9 protein-coding genes and 2 pseudogenes are annotated in these 20,286 nt (G+C 72.9%); 8 read left to right on the top strand and 3 right to left on the bottom strand.

Annotation, left to right across the window (positions count from 1 at the left end; translation table 11 throughout):
• The first annotated feature begins 135 nt into the window (after positions 1-135).
• Genes FRANCCI3_RS28765 through FRANCCI3_RS14715 form a run of 6 tightly spaced genes read left to right on the top strand, consistent with a single transcriptional unit; the run spans position 136 to position 16,428 of the window.
• Positions 136-7,818: a type I polyketide synthase gene (locus FRANCCI3_RS28765; RefSeq protein WP_011437318.1), complete on the top strand. Its 7,683-nt coding sequence runs from the start codon at positions 136-138 to the stop codon at positions 7,816-7,818.
• 55 nt (positions 7,819-7,873) lie between these two features.
• Positions 7,874-10,822 carry a beta-hydroxydecanoyl-ACP dehydratase gene (locus FRANCCI3_RS14735; RefSeq protein ID WP_236701544.1) on the top strand — a complete coding sequence of 983 codons (2,949 nt, stop codon included), beginning with the start codon at positions 7,874-7,876 and terminating at the stop codon, positions 10,820-10,822.
• Positions 10,816-12,477 carry a PfaD family polyunsaturated fatty acid/polyketide biosynthesis protein gene (locus tag FRANCCI3_RS14730; protein WP_011437316.1) on the top strand — a complete coding sequence of 554 codons (1,662 nt, stop codon included), beginning with the start codon at positions 10,816-10,818 and terminating at the stop codon, positions 12,475-12,477. Before FRANCCI3_RS14735 ends, FRANCCI3_RS14730 begins: the two co-directional genes overlap by 7 nt.
• Entirely contained in the window at positions 12,474-14,330 is a 1,857-nt protein-coding gene (gene accA / locus FRANCCI3_RS14725; protein WP_011437315.1) for an acetyl-CoA carboxylase carboxyl transferase subunit alpha, read from the top strand. The genes FRANCCI3_RS14730 and accA overlap by 4 nt, the downstream gene beginning before the upstream one ends.
• Positions 14,327-15,076, top strand: coding sequence for an acetyl-CoA carboxylase biotin carboxyl carrier protein (locus tag FRANCCI3_RS27520; protein ID WP_011437314.1), 750 nt, complete (start codon positions 14,327-14,329; stop codon positions 15,074-15,076). Before accA ends, FRANCCI3_RS27520 begins: the two co-directional genes overlap by 4 nt.
• The gene (locus FRANCCI3_RS14715) at positions 15,076-16,428 is read left to right on the top strand and encodes an acetyl-CoA carboxylase biotin carboxylase subunit (RefSeq protein ID WP_011437313.1); all 1,353 of its coding nucleotides are present in this window, start codon (positions 15,076-15,078) and stop codon (positions 16,426-16,428) included. The genes FRANCCI3_RS27520 and FRANCCI3_RS14715 overlap by 1 nt, the downstream gene beginning before the upstream one ends.
• 61 nt (positions 16,429-16,489) lie before the next feature.
• On the opposite strand, the gene FRANCCI3_RS14710 is transcribed toward FRANCCI3_RS14715, so the two are convergent.
• Complete coding sequence (locus FRANCCI3_RS14710) at positions 16,490-17,422, bottom strand: HpcH/HpaI aldolase/citrate lyase family protein (RefSeq protein ID WP_011437312.1); 933 nt, start codon at positions 17,420-17,422, stop codon at positions 16,490-16,492.
• Complete coding sequence (locus tag FRANCCI3_RS14705) at positions 17,419-17,952, bottom strand: MaoC family dehydratase (RefSeq protein WP_011437311.1); 534 nt, start codon at positions 17,950-17,952, stop codon at positions 17,419-17,421. Before FRANCCI3_RS14705 ends, FRANCCI3_RS14710 begins: the two co-directional genes overlap by 4 nt.
• 238 nt (positions 17,953-18,190) lie before the next feature.
• Here FRANCCI3_RS14705 and FRANCCI3_RS14700 point away from each other — a divergent pair, with 238 nt between their 5' ends.
• Positions 18,191-19,237 (top strand): metallophosphoesterase, encoded by a 1,047-nt coding sequence (locus FRANCCI3_RS14700; protein ID WP_011437310.1) that lies wholly within the window; start codon positions 18,191-18,193, stop codon positions 19,235-19,237.
• Positions 19,238-19,341: 104 nt separating this feature from the next.
• A pseudogene (locus FRANCCI3_RS14695) lies at positions 19,342-19,503 on the top strand (formate dehydrogenase accessory sulfurtransferase FdhD); the annotation flags it as partial.
• Between the two features lie 47 nt (positions 19,504-19,550).
• On the opposite strand, the pseudogene FRANCCI3_RS14690 reads toward FRANCCI3_RS14695, so the two are convergent.
• Positions 19,551-20,126 (bottom strand): annotated as a pseudogene (locus FRANCCI3_RS14690) (RNA-guided endonuclease InsQ/TnpB family protein); the annotation flags it as partial.
• Positions 20,127-20,286: the final 160 nt, after the last annotated feature.

Genomic DNA, 20,286 nt, shown 5'->3' with positions numbered 1-20,286 from the left:
ACCGGTTCCCAATACCTCACACCTGAATACCTCCGCCGGATACATCACGCCCGACATATTAGGGCACCACGCCCGACATATCAGGGTCCCGCCGCACGCGGTGGTGACCTGCCGGCCAGTAAAGGGGAGAAGCACGTGGACGAGTCCGACCGCCCTGACGACCGACGACTCGCGAACAACCCGATCGCGATCGTCGGGCTCGCCGGACTGTTCCCGATGGCGCGCGACGTGCGGGAGTACTGGAGCAACGTCATCGACGCCGTCGACTGCGTCACCGAGGTGCCGTCGACGCACTGGCGCCCGGAGGACTACTACGACCCGGATGCGACGGTGCCCGACCGTACCTACGCGCGCCGGGGCGGCTTCCTCCCCGAGGTCGCGTTCAGCCCGGTGGAGTTCGGCTTTCCGCCCAACCTGCTGGACGTGACCGCGGTCGTGCAGCTGCTCAGTCTGATCGTCGCGCGGGATGTGCTCGTCGACGCGGGCGCACCGGGATCGGCGTGGTACGACTCCGAGCGCACCGGGGTCATCCTGGGCATGGCCGGCCCCACCACGATGGCCCACCCGCTGGCGGCCCGGCTGGAGACGCCGGTCCTGCGCGAGGTCGTGCGCGCCGCGGGACTCGACGAGGCCGAAACCGCCGCGGTCTCGGAGGCCTTCTCGCTCGCGTTCCCGCCGTGGGAGGAGAACTCGTTCCCCGGGCTGCTCGGCAACGTCGTCTCCGGCCGGATCACCAACCGGCTCGACCTCGGAGGCACGAACTACACGGTCGACTCCGCGTGCGCGAGTGGGCTCACGGCCGTCCGCGGGGCCATCGCCGAACTCATCGACCACCGTGCCGATCTCATGATCACCGGTGGTTGTGACACCGAGAACTCGATCTTCAGTTACATGTGCTTCTCGAAGACGCAGGCGCTGTCCAAGTCCGACCGCATCCAGCCGTTCGCCGCCGGCGCCGACGGCACCCTGGTCGGCGAGGGCATCGGGATGCTGGCGCTCAAGCGGCTGGCCGACGCCGAGCGCGACGGGGACCGGATCTACGCGGTCATCCGGGGTCTCGGGTCGTCCAGCGACGGTCGGTTCAAGAGCGTCTACGCGCCGCGCGCGGAGGGCCAGGTCCGCGCGCTGCGCCGGGCCTACGCGGACGCCGGGGTGAGCCCGGCGTCCGTCGAGCTGTTCGAGGCGCACGCCACCGGTACCGCCGTCGGTGACGCCACCGAGCTGTCCGCGCTCGGGGCCGTCCTGGCCGAGGCCGGGGCACGCCCGGGCCGGGCGGCGATCGGCAGTGTGAAGTCGCAGATCGGGCACACCAAGGGCGCTGCCGGCGCGGCCAGCCTGATCAAGCTGTCGCTGTCGCTGTACAACCGGGTGCTGCCGCCCACGATCAACGTCCGCGAACCGAATCCGGCGCTCGCCCAGGAGGGCTCGCCCTTCTACCTCAGCACCCGCACCCGGCCCTGGGTGCTCGACCCGGACGTGGGGCGGCGCCGGGCGGCCGCCTCCGCCATGGGGTTCGGCGGTACCAACTTCCACGTCGTCCTGGAGGAGACCCCCGACACGGCACGCCCGGACGCCGATAAGCGTGCCGCCCGGGCGACGCACCGTGCCGTCCGCGCCCACCTGTGGCATGCCGCGACGCCCGCGGAGCTCCTCGACCTGGTGCGCGGACAGGCCGAACCGAACGGTGACACGGGCATCCCGGGCAGCGCCGCGCGGGTCGGGTTCGTCGCGCGCACCGGCGCCGAGGCGGAGCGCCTGCGCGCGATCGCGATCGAGCAGCTCGCGGCGCGAGCCGACGCCGCCGAATGGTCGCATCCCGCCGGGGTGCACTACCGCCGGCAGGCGGCCGAGCAGCCCCGCGTCGGCGTCGTCTTCGCCGGCCAGGGCAGCCAGTACGTCGACATGGGGCTCACCGCCGCCGTCGAGATCCCGCCGGTGCGGGAGGCCTTCGACGCGGCGAACGCCACCTTCGCCGGGGCCGAGCTCACGCTCGCCCGTGCGGTGTTCCCGCCGCCGAGCTTCGATCCGGGCGACCGTGCCGACCACGAGATGAACCTGACGCGCACCGAGTACGCGCAGCCCGCGATCGGTGCGCTCTCCGTCGGCCAGTTCCGGTTCCTGCGGGAGCTGGGACTGCGCCCGGTGAGCCTGCTCGGCCACAGCTTCGGGGAGCTGACCGCCCTGTGGGCCGCCGGTTCCCTCGCCGACGCCGACTTCTTCCGGCTCGCCCGGCGTCGCGGCCAGGCCATGGCCCCGCCGGACGAACCCGGCTTCGACCCCGGCACCATGGCCGCCGTCCGCGCCGACCGCGACGCGGTCGCCGAGCTGCTGACCGCGCACCCGGACGTGGTCGTGTGTAACCACAACGCCCCCGACCAGGTCGTCGTTGGTGGTCCGACGCCCGCCGTCGAGGAGTTCGTCACCGCCGCCACCGCGAACGGGCTCGACGCCCGGCGCATCTCCGTGGCCGCGGCGTTCCACACCTCGCTCGTCGGGCACGCGGTGGACGACTTCGCCGCCGCGGTGGACGTCACCGAAATCGGATCGCCGGCCGTGCCGGTGCACGCCAACACCGCCGGCGCCCGGTACGGCGACGACCCCGCCGAGAACCGCCGGGTCCTCACCCGGCAGCTGGGCAACCCCGTCGAGTTCGTCGCCGGGCTGCAGGCCCTGCACGCGGACGGCGCGACGGTGGTTGTCGAGATCGGGCCGAGCCAGGTGCTGACCGGTCTGGTCCGGCGCACCCTCGGCGACGATGTCGTGGCGATCCCCACCGACGCCGGTCGCGACGGCGACGGCGCGGTGGCTCTGATGACCGCGGCCGTGCGCCTCGCGGTGCTCGGCGTCGAGCTCAGCGGGCTCAACCGCTATACGGCCCCGCTGCCGCAGCAGGTGCAGCCGACCGGGATGACGGTTGCGCTGACCGGGGCGGACTACGTCTCGGAGCCTCGCCGTCGCGCCTACGCCGACGCGCTGGTCACGCTCGCGGCCGCCGCGGCCGTCCGGCCGCGGGAGTCGGCCGCCGCGGCGCTCGAAAACGTCCCGACCGCCACCGAGCGGCGCGTCCCCGAAGCGGCACCGGCGCCCACCCGGCCAGTACCCACCCAGCCGGCACCGGCGCCCACCCGGCCAGTACCCACCCAGCCGGCACCGGCGCCCACCCGGGCGGTACCCGTCCCGACGGCCATCGCTCCGGTAGCGCCTGCTCCGGTAGCGCCTGCTCCGGCGGCAGCCACCCTGGCGGCCCCGGCCCCGAGCGCCGGTGAGGTCGCCGGCATCAGCGAGGTCGCCCGCGACCATCTGGCCCTGCACTCCCAGTTCCTCGACACCCAGCTCCGGGTCGCCGAGGGCCTCGTGCAGGTCCTTCGCGCGGCCCCCGCGGACAATGGGGCGGGTCAGGAGATCCGGGCCGCTGCCGACGCTGTGACCCGGCAGAGCCTGGCCGTGGGTGAGGCCCATATCCGGGTCAACGAGATCCTGGCGTCCCTGACCGACCTGGAGTACGGCAACGGCGTCGGCGGCCACGGCGCCGGCGGGCTCGCGGCCGGCGGGGCGCCGGGCGGCGCGCTCACCACCGGTACGGAACCGACGGACCTGTACGGACGGGGAACGGCGGGCGATCTGCGTACGCCGGGAATCCCGGCGCCCGGGCTGCCGGCCGTCCCGCTTCCGATCCCCAGCACCGGGAACAGTAACGGGCGTCCGGCGGGTGCGATCGCGGCTGCCCCGCCCGTGCCTCCGGTGACCGTCCCATCCGTCCCATCCGTCCCATCCGTGCCTCCGGTGACCGTCCCATCCGCGGCCCCGGCGACCGTGGGGTCGCAGCCGGCCACCGCTGGGATTGCCCAGCCGGCGACGGCCGAGCCGCCGGCGGGCGTCGACGTGTCGGTTATTGAGTCGGCGGTGGCGGAGGTGGTGGCGGAGAAGACGGGTTATCCGGTGGATGTGCTGGAGCCGTCGATGGCGTTGGAGTCGGATCTGGGGGTTGATTCGATTAAGCGGGTGCAGATTCTGGGGTCGTTGCAGGAGCGGTTCCCGGGTGTTCCTGCGGTGGGTCCGGAGCGGGCGGCGGAGATGCGGACGCTGGCGGATGTGGCCTCGTTCCTGCGTGATGGCCTGGGTTCGGTGGTTCAGGGTTCGGCGGGTGCGGGTGCGGGTGCGGGTGCGGGTGCGGGTGTGGGTGCGGGTGTGGGTGTGGCTGCGGTCGACGTGTCGGTTATTGAGTCGGCGGTGGCGGAGGTGGTGGCGGAGAAGACGGGTTATCCGGTGGATGTGCTGGAGCCGTCGATGGCGTTGGAGTCGGATCTGGGGGTTGATTCGATTAAGCGGGTGCAGATTCTGGGGTCGTTGCAGGAGCGGTTCCCGGGTGTTCCTGCGGTGGGTCCGGAGCGGGCGGCGGAGATGCGGACGCTGGCGGATGTGGCCTCGTTCCTGCGTGATGGCCTGGGTTCGGTGGTTCAGGGTTCGGCGGGTGCGGGTGCGGGTGCGGGTGCGGGTGCGGGTGCGGGTGTGGCTGTGGGTGCGGGTGTGGCTGCGGTCGACGTGTCGGTTATTGAGTCGGCGGTGGCGGAGGTGGTGGCGGAGAAGACGGGTTATCCGGTGGATGTGCTGGAGCCGTCGATGGCGTTGGAGTCGGATCTGGGGGTTGATTCGATTAAGCGGGTGCAGATTCTGGGGTCGTTGCAGGAGCGGTTCCCGGGTGTTCCTGCGGTGGGTCCGGAGCGGGCGGCGGAGATGCGGACGCTGGCGGATGTGGCCTCGTTCCTGCGTGATGGCCTGGGTTCGGTGGTTCAGGGTGCGGGTGCGGGTGTGGCTGCGGTCGACGTGTCGGTTATTGAGTCGGCGGTGGCGGAGGTGGTGGCGGAGAAGACGGGTTATCCGGTGGATGTGCTGGAGCCGTCGATGGCGTTGGAGTCGGATCTGGGGGTTGATTCGATTAAGCGGGTGCAGATTCTGGGGTCGTTGCAGGAGCGGTTCCCGGGTGTTCCTGCGGTGGGTCCGGAGCGGGCGGCGGAGATGCGGACGCTGGCGGATGTGGCCTCGTTCCTGCGTGATGGCCTGGGCCTGACCGCGCCGGCCAGCGCCGCACCCGAGTCGACCCCGCCCACCGCTACTGAGACGGCGGCGTCGATGCCCACGGCGACTGCATCGGCGCCGCACCCCGTTCCGACCGAGGCGCCCATCGAGCGGCTGCGCGCGGTGCCGCGCCTTCTGCCGGCCGTAGACCCGCTCGACGATCCTTTCGGCGTCCAGCCCAGCGCGCTCGTGATCGAGGTCGGTGACGCCGGTGGTGTGGCGCTGGTCCGCCACCTCAGGGAGCGCGGCATCTCGGTCGAGCGGATCGCGATCGGGTCCCTTGCGGGTTCCGACACCGCCGGCCTCCTCGGCTGGGATGGCGCCGCGGTCGAGGCGGCGCTCGCGGCTGTCGCCGGATCGGTCCGCCTGGACCTCTGCCTGCTCGCCCTCGGCGCTCCGGCATCACCGGGCGCCGGATCCGGGGCTGAGCCGGACCGCGCCGGGGAGGACGATCGAGCCGGGATCGGCGCCACCGGGCTGGCCGACTTCGACGTCGCCGCGCGTGGGCTCGCCGACGCCATCCTGGCCACGAAGGGGCTCGTCGTACCACTGCGGGCGGCGGCCTCGGCGGGCCGGCGCGCGGCCTTCCTAACGGTGACGCGGGTCGACGGGCTGCTCGGCCATCGGGGCGGGTCCTCGATAGCCGGGGCGGTCACCGCGGGGATCACCGGGCTGGTGAAGACCGTCGCGCTCGAGGCACCTGAGCTGGTCTGCCGGTCGGTCGACGTCCATCCGGCGCTCGACGACGACACCTTCGCGGCGGCCGTCCTGGCGGAGGCCGTCGATTCCGCCCGGGACGTCGTCGAGGTCGGTCTGGATCCCGAGGGACGCCGCTGGTCCGTCGAGTATGTCCAGGGCGGGGTGACCGGGGTGACCGGGGTGACCGGGGTGGCTGAGGCGGCCGGGGTGGCTGAGGCGGCCGGGGTGACCGGGACGACCTCCCCGGCGACGCTCCGGCCCCCGGTGGGCCCGGATGACGTCCTGGTGGTGACCGGCGGAGCCCGCGGAGTGACCGCGCGCTGCGTCGAGGAGCTGGCGCGCCGCGCCTCCTGCGAGTTCGTCCTGCTCGGACGCACGAATCTGGTTGAGGAGCCGGGCTGGGCGGCCGGAGTCGAGGATGACGGCCTCAAGGCGGCGTATCTCGCCGGGGCCCGTGCCGAGGGACGCAAGGTGCGGCTGCCCGACGTCGATGCCGCGGCTGCCGCCGTGATCGCCGTCCGGCAGGTGCGGGCCACCCTCGGTGACCTTGCCGCGACCGGCGCGCGGATCCACTACCAGGCCGTGGACGCCTCGGATCCGGTGGCGACGGCCGCGGCGCTCGCGCCCTGGCGTGACCGGGTCACCGGCGTCGTGCACGGCGCCGGCGCTCTCGCCGACGCGATGCTCACGGACAAGACCGTCCCGGCCATCCGGTCGGTGCTCACCCCGAAGCTCGCCGGCCTGCGCTCCGTGCTCACGGCGCTGGAGGGGGCACCGCTGCGTCATCTCGTGCTGTTCGGTTCGGTCGCCGGTGTCTTCGGTAACCCGGGGCAGGCCGACTACGCCACGGCCAACGAGGCGCTGACCAGGGTCGCGGCCTGGGCCCGGACCGGGCTCACCGGCCGGGTGGTCGCCCTGAACTGGGGCGCCTGGGACGGCGGGATGGTCACGGCCGACCTGCGGGAGCTCTTCCGCTCCCGGGGCGTGACGCTGCTGCCGCCGGACGAGGGCGCGCGCCGCTTCGTCGCGGAACTCGTCGACGGCCACGGCGCGGATGGCGCGGTCCTCATCGGTGGATCCGCTCCGCTCGCGCGGGCCGCGGGTGGCACGGCGCCCGCCGCGTTCGTGGCGCACCGTTCGATAGCGGCTATGGACACCGAGACGGTCATCGACCAGCACCAGATCGGGCCGGCCCCGGTGCTGCCCGCCACCGCCGGTCTCGGCTGGTTGGTCAACGGGGTCGAACGAGCCTTGCCCGGGCGTCAGGTCGTCGAGGTCCGGAACTTCATCGTGCACAAGGGGATCGTGTTCGACGGGGCGCACCTGCGGGACTACTGGCTCGACGCGCGGCCCGTCGACGGGACCGGCGGTGGGCCCGGTGACGGGCGTGACGGCGGGCCGGTGACGGTGTCCGCGACCGTTCGCGGGGACAGCGGCGGCGCGTTGCCGACCTCGCACTACGCGGGCACCCTCGTGCTCGCCGAGGTCACCGAGGTCGGCAAGGCCGCCGGGGCCGCCCCGACCGCCCCGGGCTGGCCCGCCGATGGTTACCGGCTCGGCGAGCAGGGCGAGGACGCGGCCTGGGTCTACACCGACGGGCTGCTCATCCACGGGCCGTTGATGCGGGGCATCCGGCGCCTGCTCGTGCGGGAGCCGGGCCGTCTGGTGGCTGAGTGCCGCCTGCCGGAACTGCCCTTCGCCGGCGGCGCGTTCGCGGGCGCGCTGCACCGCCCGGTCCTGTGCGACATCCTCGCCGCGGCCGGGAGCGTGCTCGCCCGGTGGACCCTGAACGAGGTGGGCGCCCTGCCGATCGAGATCGGGCACGCGGAGTTCTTCGCTCCGCTGCCGGCCAACGAGACGTTCATCGTGGTCGTCGACGACGTCCGACCCGGCCCGATGACGGTCACGGTGACCGTGACCGCCCACACCCCGGATGGACGGGTGCTGCAGCGCCTGTCCGACTTCACCTTCGTCGGCACCCCGGACATGGCGGATCTGATCCGTCAGGGGGCGCAGCGGTGGCAGTCGGGTGACCGGGCATGAGGTCCGGTCGGTGGCCGAAAGACCAGGCACTGCACGGGCGATGGGAGGGATCACGATGACCATCACGGTCGAGGCGACGCAGGACGGGCTGGGTTTCGACGGCGAGCCCACCGACGCCGCCGTCTGGGCGGCGATGCAGGCCGGCCCGGAGTTCGAGGCGCGGCCCGGCGGCACCCACCGCCCTGACGACGTCGAGGGGGGCGACGTCGAGGGGGGCGATGTCGAGGGGGGCGAGGAGGACAACGCCGACGGGGGCAGGGAGATCACGGCAGCCACCCGCGGCGCGGACGTCCTGAGCGGCGTGGGCCACACGGCTGCTGTGGGTACGGCAGCCGCCCCGGCTGTCGACGACGCCACGGCCACCCTGCGTCGGCTGCGGGCCTCGGTGGTCGCGGCCCACGCCTCGGCGATGCGCACGCAGGCCGCCCTGGCCGACCGGGCGCTGGCCGCGATGGCCGCCATCGCACCGCCCGGCGGCCGGATTCCGGCCGCCGTGGGTGATCGTGGTCGGGGTGGGCCGGGATGGGGCACCCCGGCGGTGGACCGGCCGGCCTGCCACGATACGGGGCTCCCCGGGCACGCGGGTGCCTCGGCGCCCGGCACTCCGCCGCGGCCCGCTCCCGCGATCGCCCCCGTCGAGATCACGGCGCCTGCCGAGCTGACGGTGGATGTCACCGTCGTGGCCCGGGACGCCGCGGCGATCGACGGTTGGGTGTCGCTGCCCGCCGTGGTCCGCCAGGCCCTGGACGAGGTGTTGCGCGGGTCGGCGCACCTGGCACCCCGGGGAGGGGGGCACTGGGTGCTGACCCGGGCGGCTCTGGTGACCAGCGGACCGCTGCCCCGGGTCGGGGACGAGCTGCGTGTTCAGGCCACCACCCGCATCGGGGCCCCCGGCGGGTTCGACCCGGCCACGGCGGAGGTCACACTTGCGCTGCGGGTCACCCGCGGCCCCGACGTGCTCCTGGAGGTCCTCGGCGGGGTGTTCCGGTGGCTCGCGCGGGACGGCGCGAGCCATGGCGGTCTCGCCGGGGCTGCCGGGTTCGCCGGCATCGAAGCGCCGGGGAACCCGCCCGGTTTCGCCGCCCTGGAGCCGGTGGGTGCTGCCTCCGGCTCCCGGGGCGCGCGCGGCTGGACGGAGGACGCGTTCAAACTGCCCGGCCGTACCACCCGCACCACCCTCGACGCCGGTGACCTGGACCGGCTGACGCGCGGTGACGTTGCCGGCGTCTTCGGCGCCCGCTACGACCAGCGGGGGGTGAACCCGTCGGTGCGGCTCGCCCCCGGCGGTCCGCTGGCCGCCGTGCCGGAGCTCGCGCCGCGGGGCGGCGCGGCCGGCCGGGGCCAGTTGCGGGCCTCGGTGAGCCGGCTGACCGGCCGCGTGGAGCACGACGGGCAGCCCGATCCGACCCACCTGGCCATCGCGGCGCTCACCGCCTCCTGGCAGGCGGTGAGTGTGTTCGCGATGGCCGCCGGTCTGCACCTGGTGATCGCGGATGCGCACCTCGACGTCGCGCTGCCCGACGAGCGGCTGGAACTCCCCGACGGGCTCGGCCGGCTGTCGATCGAGATCCACGCGCCCGGCCACGGTGCCGGGCCGGCCGTCGAGGCCGGTCTGGAGCTCGTGCTGACCGTCACCGACATCGACCTGGTGCCGCGGCCCTGGCTGCGCGGTGACATTGAGCTGCGGGACGCCCACGGGCCGGTCGCCACGATCCGCGGGATCGCCCTGGCCGTGCGGGAACGTCCGGGCACCCCCGTGGGTCCGGCGCACGGCGGCGTCCTGCCGGCCTTCCTCGGCCGCGTGGGCGCGACCGGAGAGTCGGCGCTGCTCGGTGAGCTGCAGATGTTCCACGCGGCGCGCGGCGACCTCGCCATCGCGCTCGGTCCCGAGTTCGCCTCCGCCGCGGGCCGGACGGTCTGCCGGCTGCCCGGCGGCGGCCTGCGGCTGGTGGACCGGGTCATGCGGGTGGACGGCGCGCGCGGTCAGCTCAGCGGCGGCGCGTCGATGATCACCGAGTACGACTCGCCGGCGGACTCCTGGTACTACACCGACAGCCCCAACCCGACGATGCCGAACATCGTGCACATGGAGACATCGCTACAGTCGGCGCTCCTGCTGGGCTACTACCTGGGTGCGACCCTGACCGACCCGGCCAACGACTACGTCCTGCGCAACCTCGACGGCACGGCGACCGTCCGGCGCGAGGTGGACCTGGCGGGACGCACCATCCGGCAGCGTTCGACCCTGCTGTCCACGACCGTGCTCAGCGGCGCGATCCTGCAGAACTTCCAGTACGAGCTGTTCCTCGTGCCGGTCGACGGATCCGGATCGCACGGGTCCGGCCGTGACGGCGATGACCGTGACGGCGAGCCGTTCTACGTCGGTGAGTCGTTGTTCGGCTTCTTTACCCAGCGGACGCTGGCGAACCAGAACGGTCTCGATCAGGGCGCGTTCGTGCCGACCTGGCTGGAACGCACCAACCCGGCGCAGGCGGACCGGCGGACCATCGACGTGGCCGCCCGGCGGGCCGCGAACGCGCCGCTGTGCGCCCAGGGCGCCATGGCCCTGCTCGACCAGATCACGGTGGTGGACGGCGGCGGCGACTTCGGCCGCGGTTACCTGCACGCCGTCCGCCCCACGAGCCCGGACGACTGGTTCTTCGCGCGGCACTTCTGGCTCGACCCGGTGATGCCCGGCTCGCTGGGTGTCGAGGCCGTCATCCAGGCGCTGCAGGAGTGGATGGTCCAGGAGGGCCTGACCGACGACCTCGTCGAGCCGGTCTTCGTCGTGCCGGCCGGGCTGCCGATGAGCTGGCGCTACCGCGGCCAGATCCGCCCGGATGACGGGGAGATGACGCTGGAGGTCCACATCAAGGACGTCCGCCGCGACGGTGCCCGGGCACGGGTCGTCGCGGACGCCAGCGTCTGGAAACCCGGTATGCGTATCTACGGACTGACCGACATCGCCGCCGAAGCGCGCGGTAGAGGAGCGCAATCATGGTGACGACGACAACGACGGTCCGTGGCGCGCCGGCGACGCCGCGCCCTGGATCGGGCGGGCCGCGGCTCGCGCGATCCGCCCAGGAGATCCACGACCTGCTCGCCCGGCTGGACGCGCCCTGCGTCGTGGTGAGCGAACAGGGCGGCGCGATCGCGGCCACCGACGACCCGGCGAGCCTGCGCGCGGCGGGGGCGACGGTGCTGGCTGTGGCGCCGCCGGCCCGCCCCGAGCGGCTGGGAGCCGCGTCCTTCCTGACCGACTACGGGGTGCGTCAGCCCTACATGACCGGCGCGATGGCGAACGGCATCGCTTCGCCGGAGCTGGTCGTGGCGATGGCACGGGCGGGCTTCCTCGCCACGTACGGGGCGGCCGGCGTGCTGCCCGACCGGATCGACGACGCGCTTGGGCGGATCCGCCGTGAGCTCGGCCCGGCGCCCTTCGCCTGCAATCTGATCCACAGCCCGAACGAGCTGGAGCTGGAACGGGCCATCCTGGCCGCCTGCCTGCGCCACGGGGTGACCTGCGTGGAGGCGTCCGCGTTCCTGGAGCTGACCCCGCAGATCGTCGCCTACCGGGCCGCGGGGCTGCGGCCGGGCGGCGCTGGCGGCGTACACGTCGGGCACCGGGTGGTGGCCAAGGTCTCCCGCGGGGAGGTGGCCGAGCTCTTCCTGCGCCCCGCCCCGGACGCGCTGCTGCGCCCGCTGGTGGCGGATGGCACCCTGACCGCCGAGCAGGCCGCGCTCGCCCGCACGGTGCCGATGGCCGACGACATCACCGTCGAGGCGGACTCCGGCGGCCACACCGACCGCCGGCCGCTCCCGGTCCTGCTCCCCGAGATCATCGCGGTGCGCGACCGGATCGCCGCCGAGCTCGGCTACCGCCGCCCGCCGAGAGTGGGAGCCGCGGGTGGCATCGGTACGCCATCGGCGGTGTTCGCCGCGTTCGCGCTCGGCGCAGCCTACGTCGTCACCGGTTCGGTGAACCAGGCGTGCGTCGAGTCCGGTCAGTCGGCGGCGGCGCGGGCGCTGCTGGCGAAGGCGGGCCCGAACGACATCGACATGGCGCCGGCCTCCGACATGTTCGAGATCGGCGCCGAGGTGCAGGTCCTGCGCCGCGGCACGATGTTCGCCGGGCGGGGCCGCCGGCTGTACGACCTCTACCGCGCCCACGACTCCCTCGACGACCTTTCGGCGGAGGATCGGAACTGGCTGGAGCGTTCGGTCCTGCGCCGGTCCGTGGACGAGGTATGGGCCGACACCGTCGACTACTTCAGCCGGCGCGACCCGGAGCAGATCGAACGCGCGCAGGCCAACCCGAAGAGACGGATGGCGCTGGTGTTCCGCTGGTATCTCGGGCTGTCCTCGGGCTGGGCGATCTCCGCCGCGCCCGACCGGATCACCGACTACCAGATCTGGTGCGGCCCGTCCCTGGGCGCCTTCAACACCTGGGCGGCCGGCAGCTACCTGGCGGACGTCGACCGGCGCAGCGCGGTGGACGTCGCGGGTGAGCTGATGCTCGGCGCCGCCTACACCGGGCGGGCCGCGGCGCTGCGGTTCGCCGGGGTGCGGCTGCCGGCGCGGGCGGCCGCCTACCGACCGCCGGCCACGCGCGAGAGCTCGCCGGCGCACCGGTACGTCCTGACGGCGGGTGCCCGGTGACCGCGCCCACGACCGGAGCCACCGCGGGCACGACCGCGCCGGCGCCCGTGCCCGTGCCAGCCGTCGAGGCGGAGTCGACCGCGGACCGCCTCGCCTGGCATCTGTGCGGGGGATGCCGGACCCTTCTCTATGGCAAGCGGTTCCTCGCAGCCAACCGGGTCTGCCCGGAGTGCGGCTGGCACGCGCCGCTGACGGCCCCGAGTCGGCTCGCCCAGCTGCTGGACCCGGGATGGTCCGAGCTGGCGACGCCCGTGCCCGCGGATCCCGATCCGCTGCGCTTCACCGATTCGGCCCCCTATCCGGACCGGGTGCGCCAGGCCCGCGAGCGGACCGGACTGGCCGAGGCGGTCGTCTGCGCGCGGGGACGCATCGACGGCGCCGAGGTGATCGTCGCGGCGATGGACTTCCGTTTCCTGGGCGGCAGCCTGGGATCGGCCGTCGGCGAGGCCATCACCCGGGCGGGCGAGTTGGCGTTGGCCGAGCGCACACCGCTGGTGATTGTGACCGCCTCCGGCGGTGCCCGCATGCAGGAAGGCCTGCTGTCGCTGATGCAGATGGCCAAGACGAGCCAGATGCTCGGCCGGCTCGACGAGGCGGGCGTGCTCACCGTGGCACTGATCAGCGACCCGACGTTCGGGGGAGTGGCAGCCTCATTCGCTACTCTGTGTGATGTCATCGTCGCCGAGCCGGGTGCCCGCCTCGGGTTCGCCGGTCCCCGGGTGATCGAGCAGACGATCCGCCAGAAGCTGCCGCCCGGCTTCCAGACGGCGGAGTTCCTGCTGAACCACGGAATCGTGGACATGATTGTTCCCCGTGGCGACCTGCGGGCCGCGCTGTCCCGGCTCCTGCGCGTCGCCACCGGCGTTCATGAGGTGGCCGAGGGCGCCACGGCCGAGGGCGCCACAGCCGGGGGCGGCCTGTCCGACGGGCATGACGGAGCCGAGCGGGTGATCACCGAGGTGCTCCACCTGCCCGTCCGTCATCCCTGGGACGCCGTGCGGCAGGCCAGGGCGCTCGGGCGCCCGACCACCCTCGACCTGATCTCGCTTCTGCTGGACGACTTCAACGAGCTGCACGGCGACCGGGCCTCCGCCGACTGCCCGGCGATGGTCGCCGGTCTCGGCCGGTTGGGCGGAGTCGGGCTGGCCGTGATCGGTACCCAGAAGGGGCACACGGTCGCGGAGCTCAGCGAGCGGAACTTCGGCATGCCCAGTCCCGCCGGGTACCGCAAGGCGGCGCGGGTCATGCGGCTGGCGGCCAAGCTCGGCCTGCCGGTGGTCACCTTCATCGACACCGCCGGCGCCCATCCCGGCGTCGAGGCGGAGGAACGGGGACAGTCGGTCGCGATTGCCGAGAACCTGCGCCTGATGGGGGCGCTGCCCGTTCCGGTTGTCGCCGTCGTCACCGGCGAGGGCGGCAGCGGCGGGGCGCTGGCGCTCGCGGTCGCCGACCGGGTGCTGATGTGCGCGAACGCGGTGTACTCGGTGATCAGCCCGGAGGGATGCGCGTCGATCCTCTGGAAGGACGCGACCGCCGCGCCGAAGGCTGCCGAGGCGCTGCGCGTGGACGCGCGTCAGCTGCTGGAGCTCGGGATTGTCGACGGGGTCGTACCCGAGCCTGACGGCGGTGCCGCGGCCGATCCCGTCCACGCCGCGGCGCTCGTCGGTGCCGCACTGCGCGCGACGCTGGCGACGCTGGGACTGGCCGGCCCGGAGGAGCTCGTGTACCGGCGGTGGCTGCGCTTCCGTCGCTTCGGCGCGGTGGCGGGTGAGCCGGCCGGCGCGTCACCCCCGGGACGCCCGGGCAACTCCGAACACCCGGGACACTCCGAACACAGGGAGCAGAGTTCATGAGCACGACTGTGGCAGCGCGCCGCTCCGGCGCCGTCTCCTCCAACGGAAACCGGGCGGTCGACGATCCGGGCACGGCGCCGGGATGGTCGACCGCCGCGTCCGGCCCGCTGTCCGCCATCGACGCGGCGGACGTCGACACCGTCCTGGCCGCGGTGCAGCACCATGCCCTTGCCCTGTACGCGAACGCGGTGCGGCCGCCGTCGCACCTGCGGGTGACCGCCGGCGACATCGTCGTGGAGCTGGCCTGGACCGACCTGGCCGAGCTCGGTGACGACCGGCGCGAGCCCGTCCAGGCGACGGCGCCGCCGCGTCGTCATCCGGTTCCCGCGCCTCGCTCCGTTCCTGGTGGCGCTGTTTCCGGTGGCGCTGTTTCCGGTGGCGCTGTTTCCGGTGGCGCTGTTTCCGGTGGTGCCGTTTCCGGTGGTGCCGTTCCCGGCGAGGCCGCGCCGGTCGAGGAGCGGCCGGCGGACTCGTCGACCGCCGGTGGTGACGCTGGCCTGAGCTACGTCACCGCGCCGAGCGTCGGGGTCTTCTACTACGCTCCCGAACCCGGTGCGCGGCCGTTCGTCCGGGTCGGGGACACCGTGAAGGCCGGGCAGCAGGTCGCGATCCTCGAGGTGATGAAGCTGATGATCCCCATCGAGGCGGACACAGCCGGCCGGATCGTCGAGGTGTGCCAGCCCGACGCGACATCGGTCGAGTACGGCGAACGGCTGATCGCCATTGATCCGGACGCCCGCGGCTGATGGTCACCACCGTCCTGATCGCCAACCGGGGCGAGATCGCTCTGCGGGTCCTGCGTACCTGCCGGGAGCTCGGCCTGCGCACCGTCGCCGTCTACTCGGCCGACGACCGCGGCAGCATGGTGACCCGGCTCGCCGACCGGGCCGTCCAGATCGGTCCGGGCCCCGCCGGCCGCAGCTACCTCAACATCCCGACGATCATCGAGGCCGCCCGGCTCGCCGGCGCGGACGCCATCCATCCCGGATACGGATTCCTTTCCGAGAACGCGGACTTCGCGGAGGTCTGCGAGTCCGAGGGCATCACCTTCGTCGGACCGCCCGCCTCGGTCATGGAGAAGCTCGGGGACAAGGCCGTCGCCCGCTCGCTGATGGTTGCCGCGGGCCTTCCGCTGCTGCCCGGAAGCCACACCGCGATCGACCACGCGGACGAGGCAGAGGTGTTCGCCGACAGGATCGGCTATCCCGTGATCATCAAGGCCGCCGCCGGCGGCGGCGGTCGGGGGATGCGCATCGTCGAGCAGCCCGAGGAGTTCCTGCGCGCCTACACCGAGACCCGGGCTGGCGCGCAGGCCGTCTTCGGCGACGGGCGGGTGTACGTCGAGCGGTACCTGCCCTCGGCCCGGCACGTGGAGATCCAGGTGCTCTGCGACCAGTACGGCAACGGCGTGTACCTGGGGGCCCGGGACTGCTCGGTGCAGCGGCGCCACCAGAAGCTCATCGAAGAGACGCCGGCGCCCTGCCTGCCCGCGGACCTCATCGAGGAGATGGGGCGGGCCGCGCTGCGCGGGGTCGCCACGGCGGGCTACGTCGGCGCGGGCACCGTCGAGTTCCTGGTCGACCCGGCCGGTGCGTACTACTTCATGGAGGTCAACTGCCGGCTGCAGGTGGAGCATCCGGTGACGGAGATGGTGACCGGCATCGACCTCGTCGCCGAGCAGTTCCGGATCGCCGCGGGGGAGAAACTCGACCTCACCCAGGACGCGGTCGTCCCGCGCGGCGTCGCGATCGAGTGCCGCGTCAACGCCGAGGACCCGGTCCGGGGATTCGCCCCCGCGCCCGGAACGCTCACGGAGTGCCATTTCCCCGGCGGGCCCTTCGTCCGGGTGGACAGCCACGCGCACCCCGGCTACCGGATACCGACCCGGTACGACTCCCTGCTGGCGAAGGTGGTCGCCTGGGCGCCGGATCGCGACGGCGCGGTCCGGCGGATGCGCTCGGCCCTGTCAGAGCTGCGCATCGAGGGACCGGGCGTGGCCACGACCGTGCCCTTCCTCCTGCGGGTGCTCGACGATTCCCGGTTCCGGACCGCGACTCACGACACCTCTCTCGTCGCCGCGCTCACCTCGACCGGCTGACCAGAGTTCTCTACGCAGAGTTGTGGAGGGTTGAGTACGGTCTGACGCCGCCAGACCGTACTCAACCCTCCATGTTTCCCCGGCCAGGCCGGGGTGGGCCATGCCGGGCCGGGTTATCCACAGATCGTGGTAGGTCCTGGCGCCGCCGCTGATCGGCGGGTGAGTCTGTGACGGCGACAGCAGGATCATGCTCGGTGGCGGCAAGGGTGCGTTCGGCGTGGCGCAGGACGGGCGCGTCGACCATCCGTCCCTCGAAGGAGAACACGCCGGCGGAGTGCGTCGCCGCGTCGAGTACCCGCCGCGCCCACGCCACCTCGTCGGCGGACGGCGCGAACGCCTGCCGCACGGCCGCGACCTGCCTCGGGTGGATACACGCCTTCGCCGCGAAGCCGCTCGCGACGGCGTCACGAGCCTCGGCCGCGAGGCCGTCGACATCGGCGATGTCCAGGTACACGGAGTCGACGGCGACCCGCCCGTGCGCTCCGGCCGCCAGCAGGACGCTCGCCCGGGCATGCAGGGCGACGCCCCGGTAGCGGCCGGCCTCGTCCCGGCTCGACCGGCCACCCAGCGCGGCGACGAGATCCTCCGCGCCCCACATGACGCCGATGGTGGTGGGAACGGCCGCAATCTCGGCCGCGGCGAGCACGCCGCGCGGTGTCTCGCACAGGGCGACGACCCGGCGCGGCCCGACGGCGGCGACCTGCTCGGCGGACTCCGTCTTGGCCAGCATGACGACGGGATAGGGCGTGTCGGCGAGGGCGCGCAGGTCCTCGTCGTAGTCGGCGGTCCCGGCGGGGTTGATCCGGATGATCGTCCGCAGTGGGTCGAGGATGCTCTCCCGCAACGCGCGCCGTGCCCGCGGCCGGTCCGCCGCCGCCACGCCGTCCTCCAGATCGAGGATGACCCCATCGGCCGCGGCGGCCGCCTTGGCGAATCGGTCGGGCCGGTCCGCGGGGCAGAACAGCAACGCCGGGCCGGGCAGCTGCCCGATCACCGGTCCGCCGCCCGGCGCAGCATCAGCGCGGACCGTACCGCCACGGCTACCACGTCACCGTGCTGGTTGCGCGCGGTGTGCTCGAAGGTGACCACCCCCTGCCCGGGTCGGCTGCGGGAGAGCCGCTTGTCGCGTACCACGGTCTCGGCGTAGAGCGTGTCGCCGGGGAACACCGGTGCGGGGAAGCGGATCTCGGTGAATCCGAGGTTGGCCACGGTCGTTCCCTGGGTCAGCCGGCTCACCGACAGGCCGACCAGCGTCGCGAGGGTGAACATGCTGTTGACCAGCCGAGTGCCGAAGGTCTGGGTCGTGCTCCATGCCTCGTCGAGGTGCAGCGCCTGGGTGTTCATCGTCAGCGTGCTGAACAGGGTGTTGTCGGCTTCGCTCACGGTCCGCCCGGGCCGGTGGACGTAGACGACGTCGGTCTCCAGCTCGTCGAACCACAGCCCCCGTTCCTCGACGCGCCGACATTCTCGCTCGGTCCGCTCGGTCCGCTCGGTCCGCGGGGGAGGGGATGCCCCTGCCTCCATCGGTGCCTCCCTCGATCGACTCCCGTCGCCGGCCGCCGGTGTTCAGCGGCCGAGATGGCAGGGGTAGGGTAACCCGTGTTGTGCTGGCCGTGGGTGAAGGTTCATCACCCCTTCCGGGGGCGTTCCGGTCGACCCGATAGCTTCCGGACGTCCGGAGTGCGGGTGGCGGGCCGTCGGCCCGATGAATCGCCGTCCCCGGAAAAGAACCGTGCGGTCCTCGTGGTGAAGGAGCCCGGCAATGCGGCACCGCAGGCTTTTGTTGGCACTGGCCGTGGGTACGCTGACCGCGTCCGTGTCGATCCCGATCTCGGCGAACGCGGCCACCCCGCTCGGCGCCGGGACCGGGACCGCTCCGTCTACGATCGCCGTGATCGGCGACATCCCCTACGGCGCCGCCAAGATCGCCGAGTTTCCCACCGACATCGGCAAGATCAACGCCGATCCCGACGTTTCGCTGGTCGCGCATCTCGGCGATATCAAGAACGGCAGCAGCGTCTGCTCGGACTCGTACTTCGCCACCATCAAGTCGGATTTCGACCAGTTCCAGGATCCTTTTGTCTACACCCCCGGCGACAACGAGTGGACCGACTGCCACCGCGCGAACAACGGTGGTTACAATCCTCTCGAACGTCTCGGAAAACTGCGTCAGGTGTTCTTCCCTGTCCCAGGCCGGACCCTCGGCGTGAACGCCCGGCAGGTCACCAGCGAATCCGCGGACCCGGCCTACGCGCCCTTCGTGGAGAACACCATGTGGACCCAGTCCGGTGTGGTTTTCTCGACACTTAACGTGCAGGGCAGCAACAACGACCTCGTCCCGTGGTTCGGGGTGACGCCGCTGTCCGCGGAGCAGCGGAAAGAGTATTCTACCAGGCTTGACGCGGACCTTGAGTGGATCAACGAGGCGTTCAACGTCGCACGCCGGACCGGGGCGCCGGGGGTCGCGCTGCTCATGCAGGCCGATATGTGGGACACCAGCGCGCTGGCCGCCGGTGGAGACGGGCTGAGTGGCTTCGATCCCATCGTCAAGCGGATCGGGACCCTCGCCGAGCATTTCGGTAAGCCGGTGCTCATCCTGCAGGGTGACTCGCACAACTTCCGGGTCGACCACCCGTTCACGAGCACGGACCCGCTCTACGGCATCCACCCGCTGGCCCCGAAGACCCTGCAGGCTCCCAACGTGACCCGCGTCGTCGTCGATGGCAGCGCTCAGGCGAACGACTACCTGAAGCTCACGATCAACCCGGCTGCCCCGGGCGTCTTCAGCTGGACTCGCGTCAACTACTGAGGGAACGAATCCTCCCACCGGCCGGGGCCGTTTCGCGGTCCCGGCCGGCCCCGGAGCCGATGAGACCGACCCGTCGGGGTGCGGTGGCTGTCGTCGGTTCCGGGCAGAAGGCGCTGATGGCCGGGGTGCCGGCGCTCGCGGCGGTCTCCGCGCTCTCGACGCTCGCGGTGGACCTCGCCGAGGAGGCGGGGATGACGCTCGCTGGGTTCGTGCGCGGTACGTCGATGAACCTCTACACCGGCGCGCACCGGGTGGTACTGGGCTGACCCCGGCTCAGTACCACCCGGCTCAGTACCACCCGGCTCAGCCGCACCTATGCCGCCTCGCCTCTCGGCGAGGCACCCCCGGTCTGACCGGCCGTGGCCGTGCCGGGTTCCCGCTTCCCAGCCACCCGCCCGCTCGCGCGGGTCTTACGGTCGGCTCCACGGGCGTTTACCGTCTCCGGTGTACTGGCGGCGACGAGGTGGTGCAGGTTGATCGCGGCGTTGTGGTCGCGGTCGAGTACCAGCCCGCAGGACTGGCAGGTGAACGTGCGCTCGGACAGCGTCAGGCTTGGGTTTCGCCAGCCGCAGCCGGAGCAGGTCTTCGAGCTGGGATACCAGCGGTCGGCGACGACGAGCGTCGATCCGTACCAGCGGGTCTTGTAGGCAAGCTGCCGGCGGACCTCGGCCATGCCGGCGTCGGCGACCGCGCGGGCGAGCCGCCGGTTACGGACCATCCCGGCTGCGTGCAGATCTTCGACGACGACCGTGTCGTGGGACCGGGCGAGCCGGGTCGTGAGCTTGTGCAGCCCGTTGTGGCGCTGGTTCGCGACCCGGACATGGATCGCCGCGAGCTGGGCGGCGCGCTGCCGCCGCCCAGCGCTGCCCGGCTTCGACCGGGCGTGGGCCGCGGTCAGCCCATCGCCCGTCGGCTGGTCAGGTTCGCCGACGAGGATCAGCCCGCCGACCCTGCGCGCCGGAACTGGGAGCTTGCCGGCCGCGTACCAACGGCGCGCGGTCACATACGCCACACCCTGCGACTCGGCCCACTCCTTGAGGTTCACATGA

Origin of the sequence: Frankia casuarinae, assembly GCF_000013345.1 — a bacterium.
In the GTDB taxonomy this organism is placed as follows: domain Bacteria; phylum Actinomycetota; class Actinomycetes; order Frankiales; family Frankiaceae; genus Frankia; species Frankia casuarinae.
Note: the sequence above shows the minus strand (reverse complement) of the source record. Positions and strands in the feature narration are given on the sequence as shown.

Excerpts from the sequence above, each read along its gene's own strand:
- FRANCCI3_RS14735 (WP_236701544.1), top strand. The coding sequence starts at position 7,874 with ATGACCATCACGGTCGAGGCGACGCAGGACGGGCTGGGTTTCGACGGC.
- FRANCCI3_RS14730 (WP_011437316.1), top strand. The coding sequence starts at position 10,816 with ATGGTGACGACGACAACGACGGTCCGTGGCGCGCCGGCGACGCCGCGC.
- FRANCCI3_RS27520 (WP_011437314.1), top strand. The coding sequence starts at position 14,327 with ATGAGCACGACTGTGGCAGCGCGCCGCTCCGGCGCCGTCTCCTCCAAC.
- FRANCCI3_RS14715 (WP_011437313.1), top strand. The coding sequence starts at position 15,076 with ATGGTCACCACCGTCCTGATCGCCAACCGGGGCGAGATCGCTCTGCGG.
- FRANCCI3_RS14705 (WP_011437311.1), bottom strand. The coding sequence starts at position 17,952 with ATGGAGGCAGGGGCATCCCCTCCCCCGCGGACCGAGCGGACCGAGCGG.
- FRANCCI3_RS14700 (WP_011437310.1), top strand. The coding sequence starts at position 18,191 with ATGCGGCACCGCAGGCTTTTGTTGGCACTGGCCGTGGGTACGCTGACC.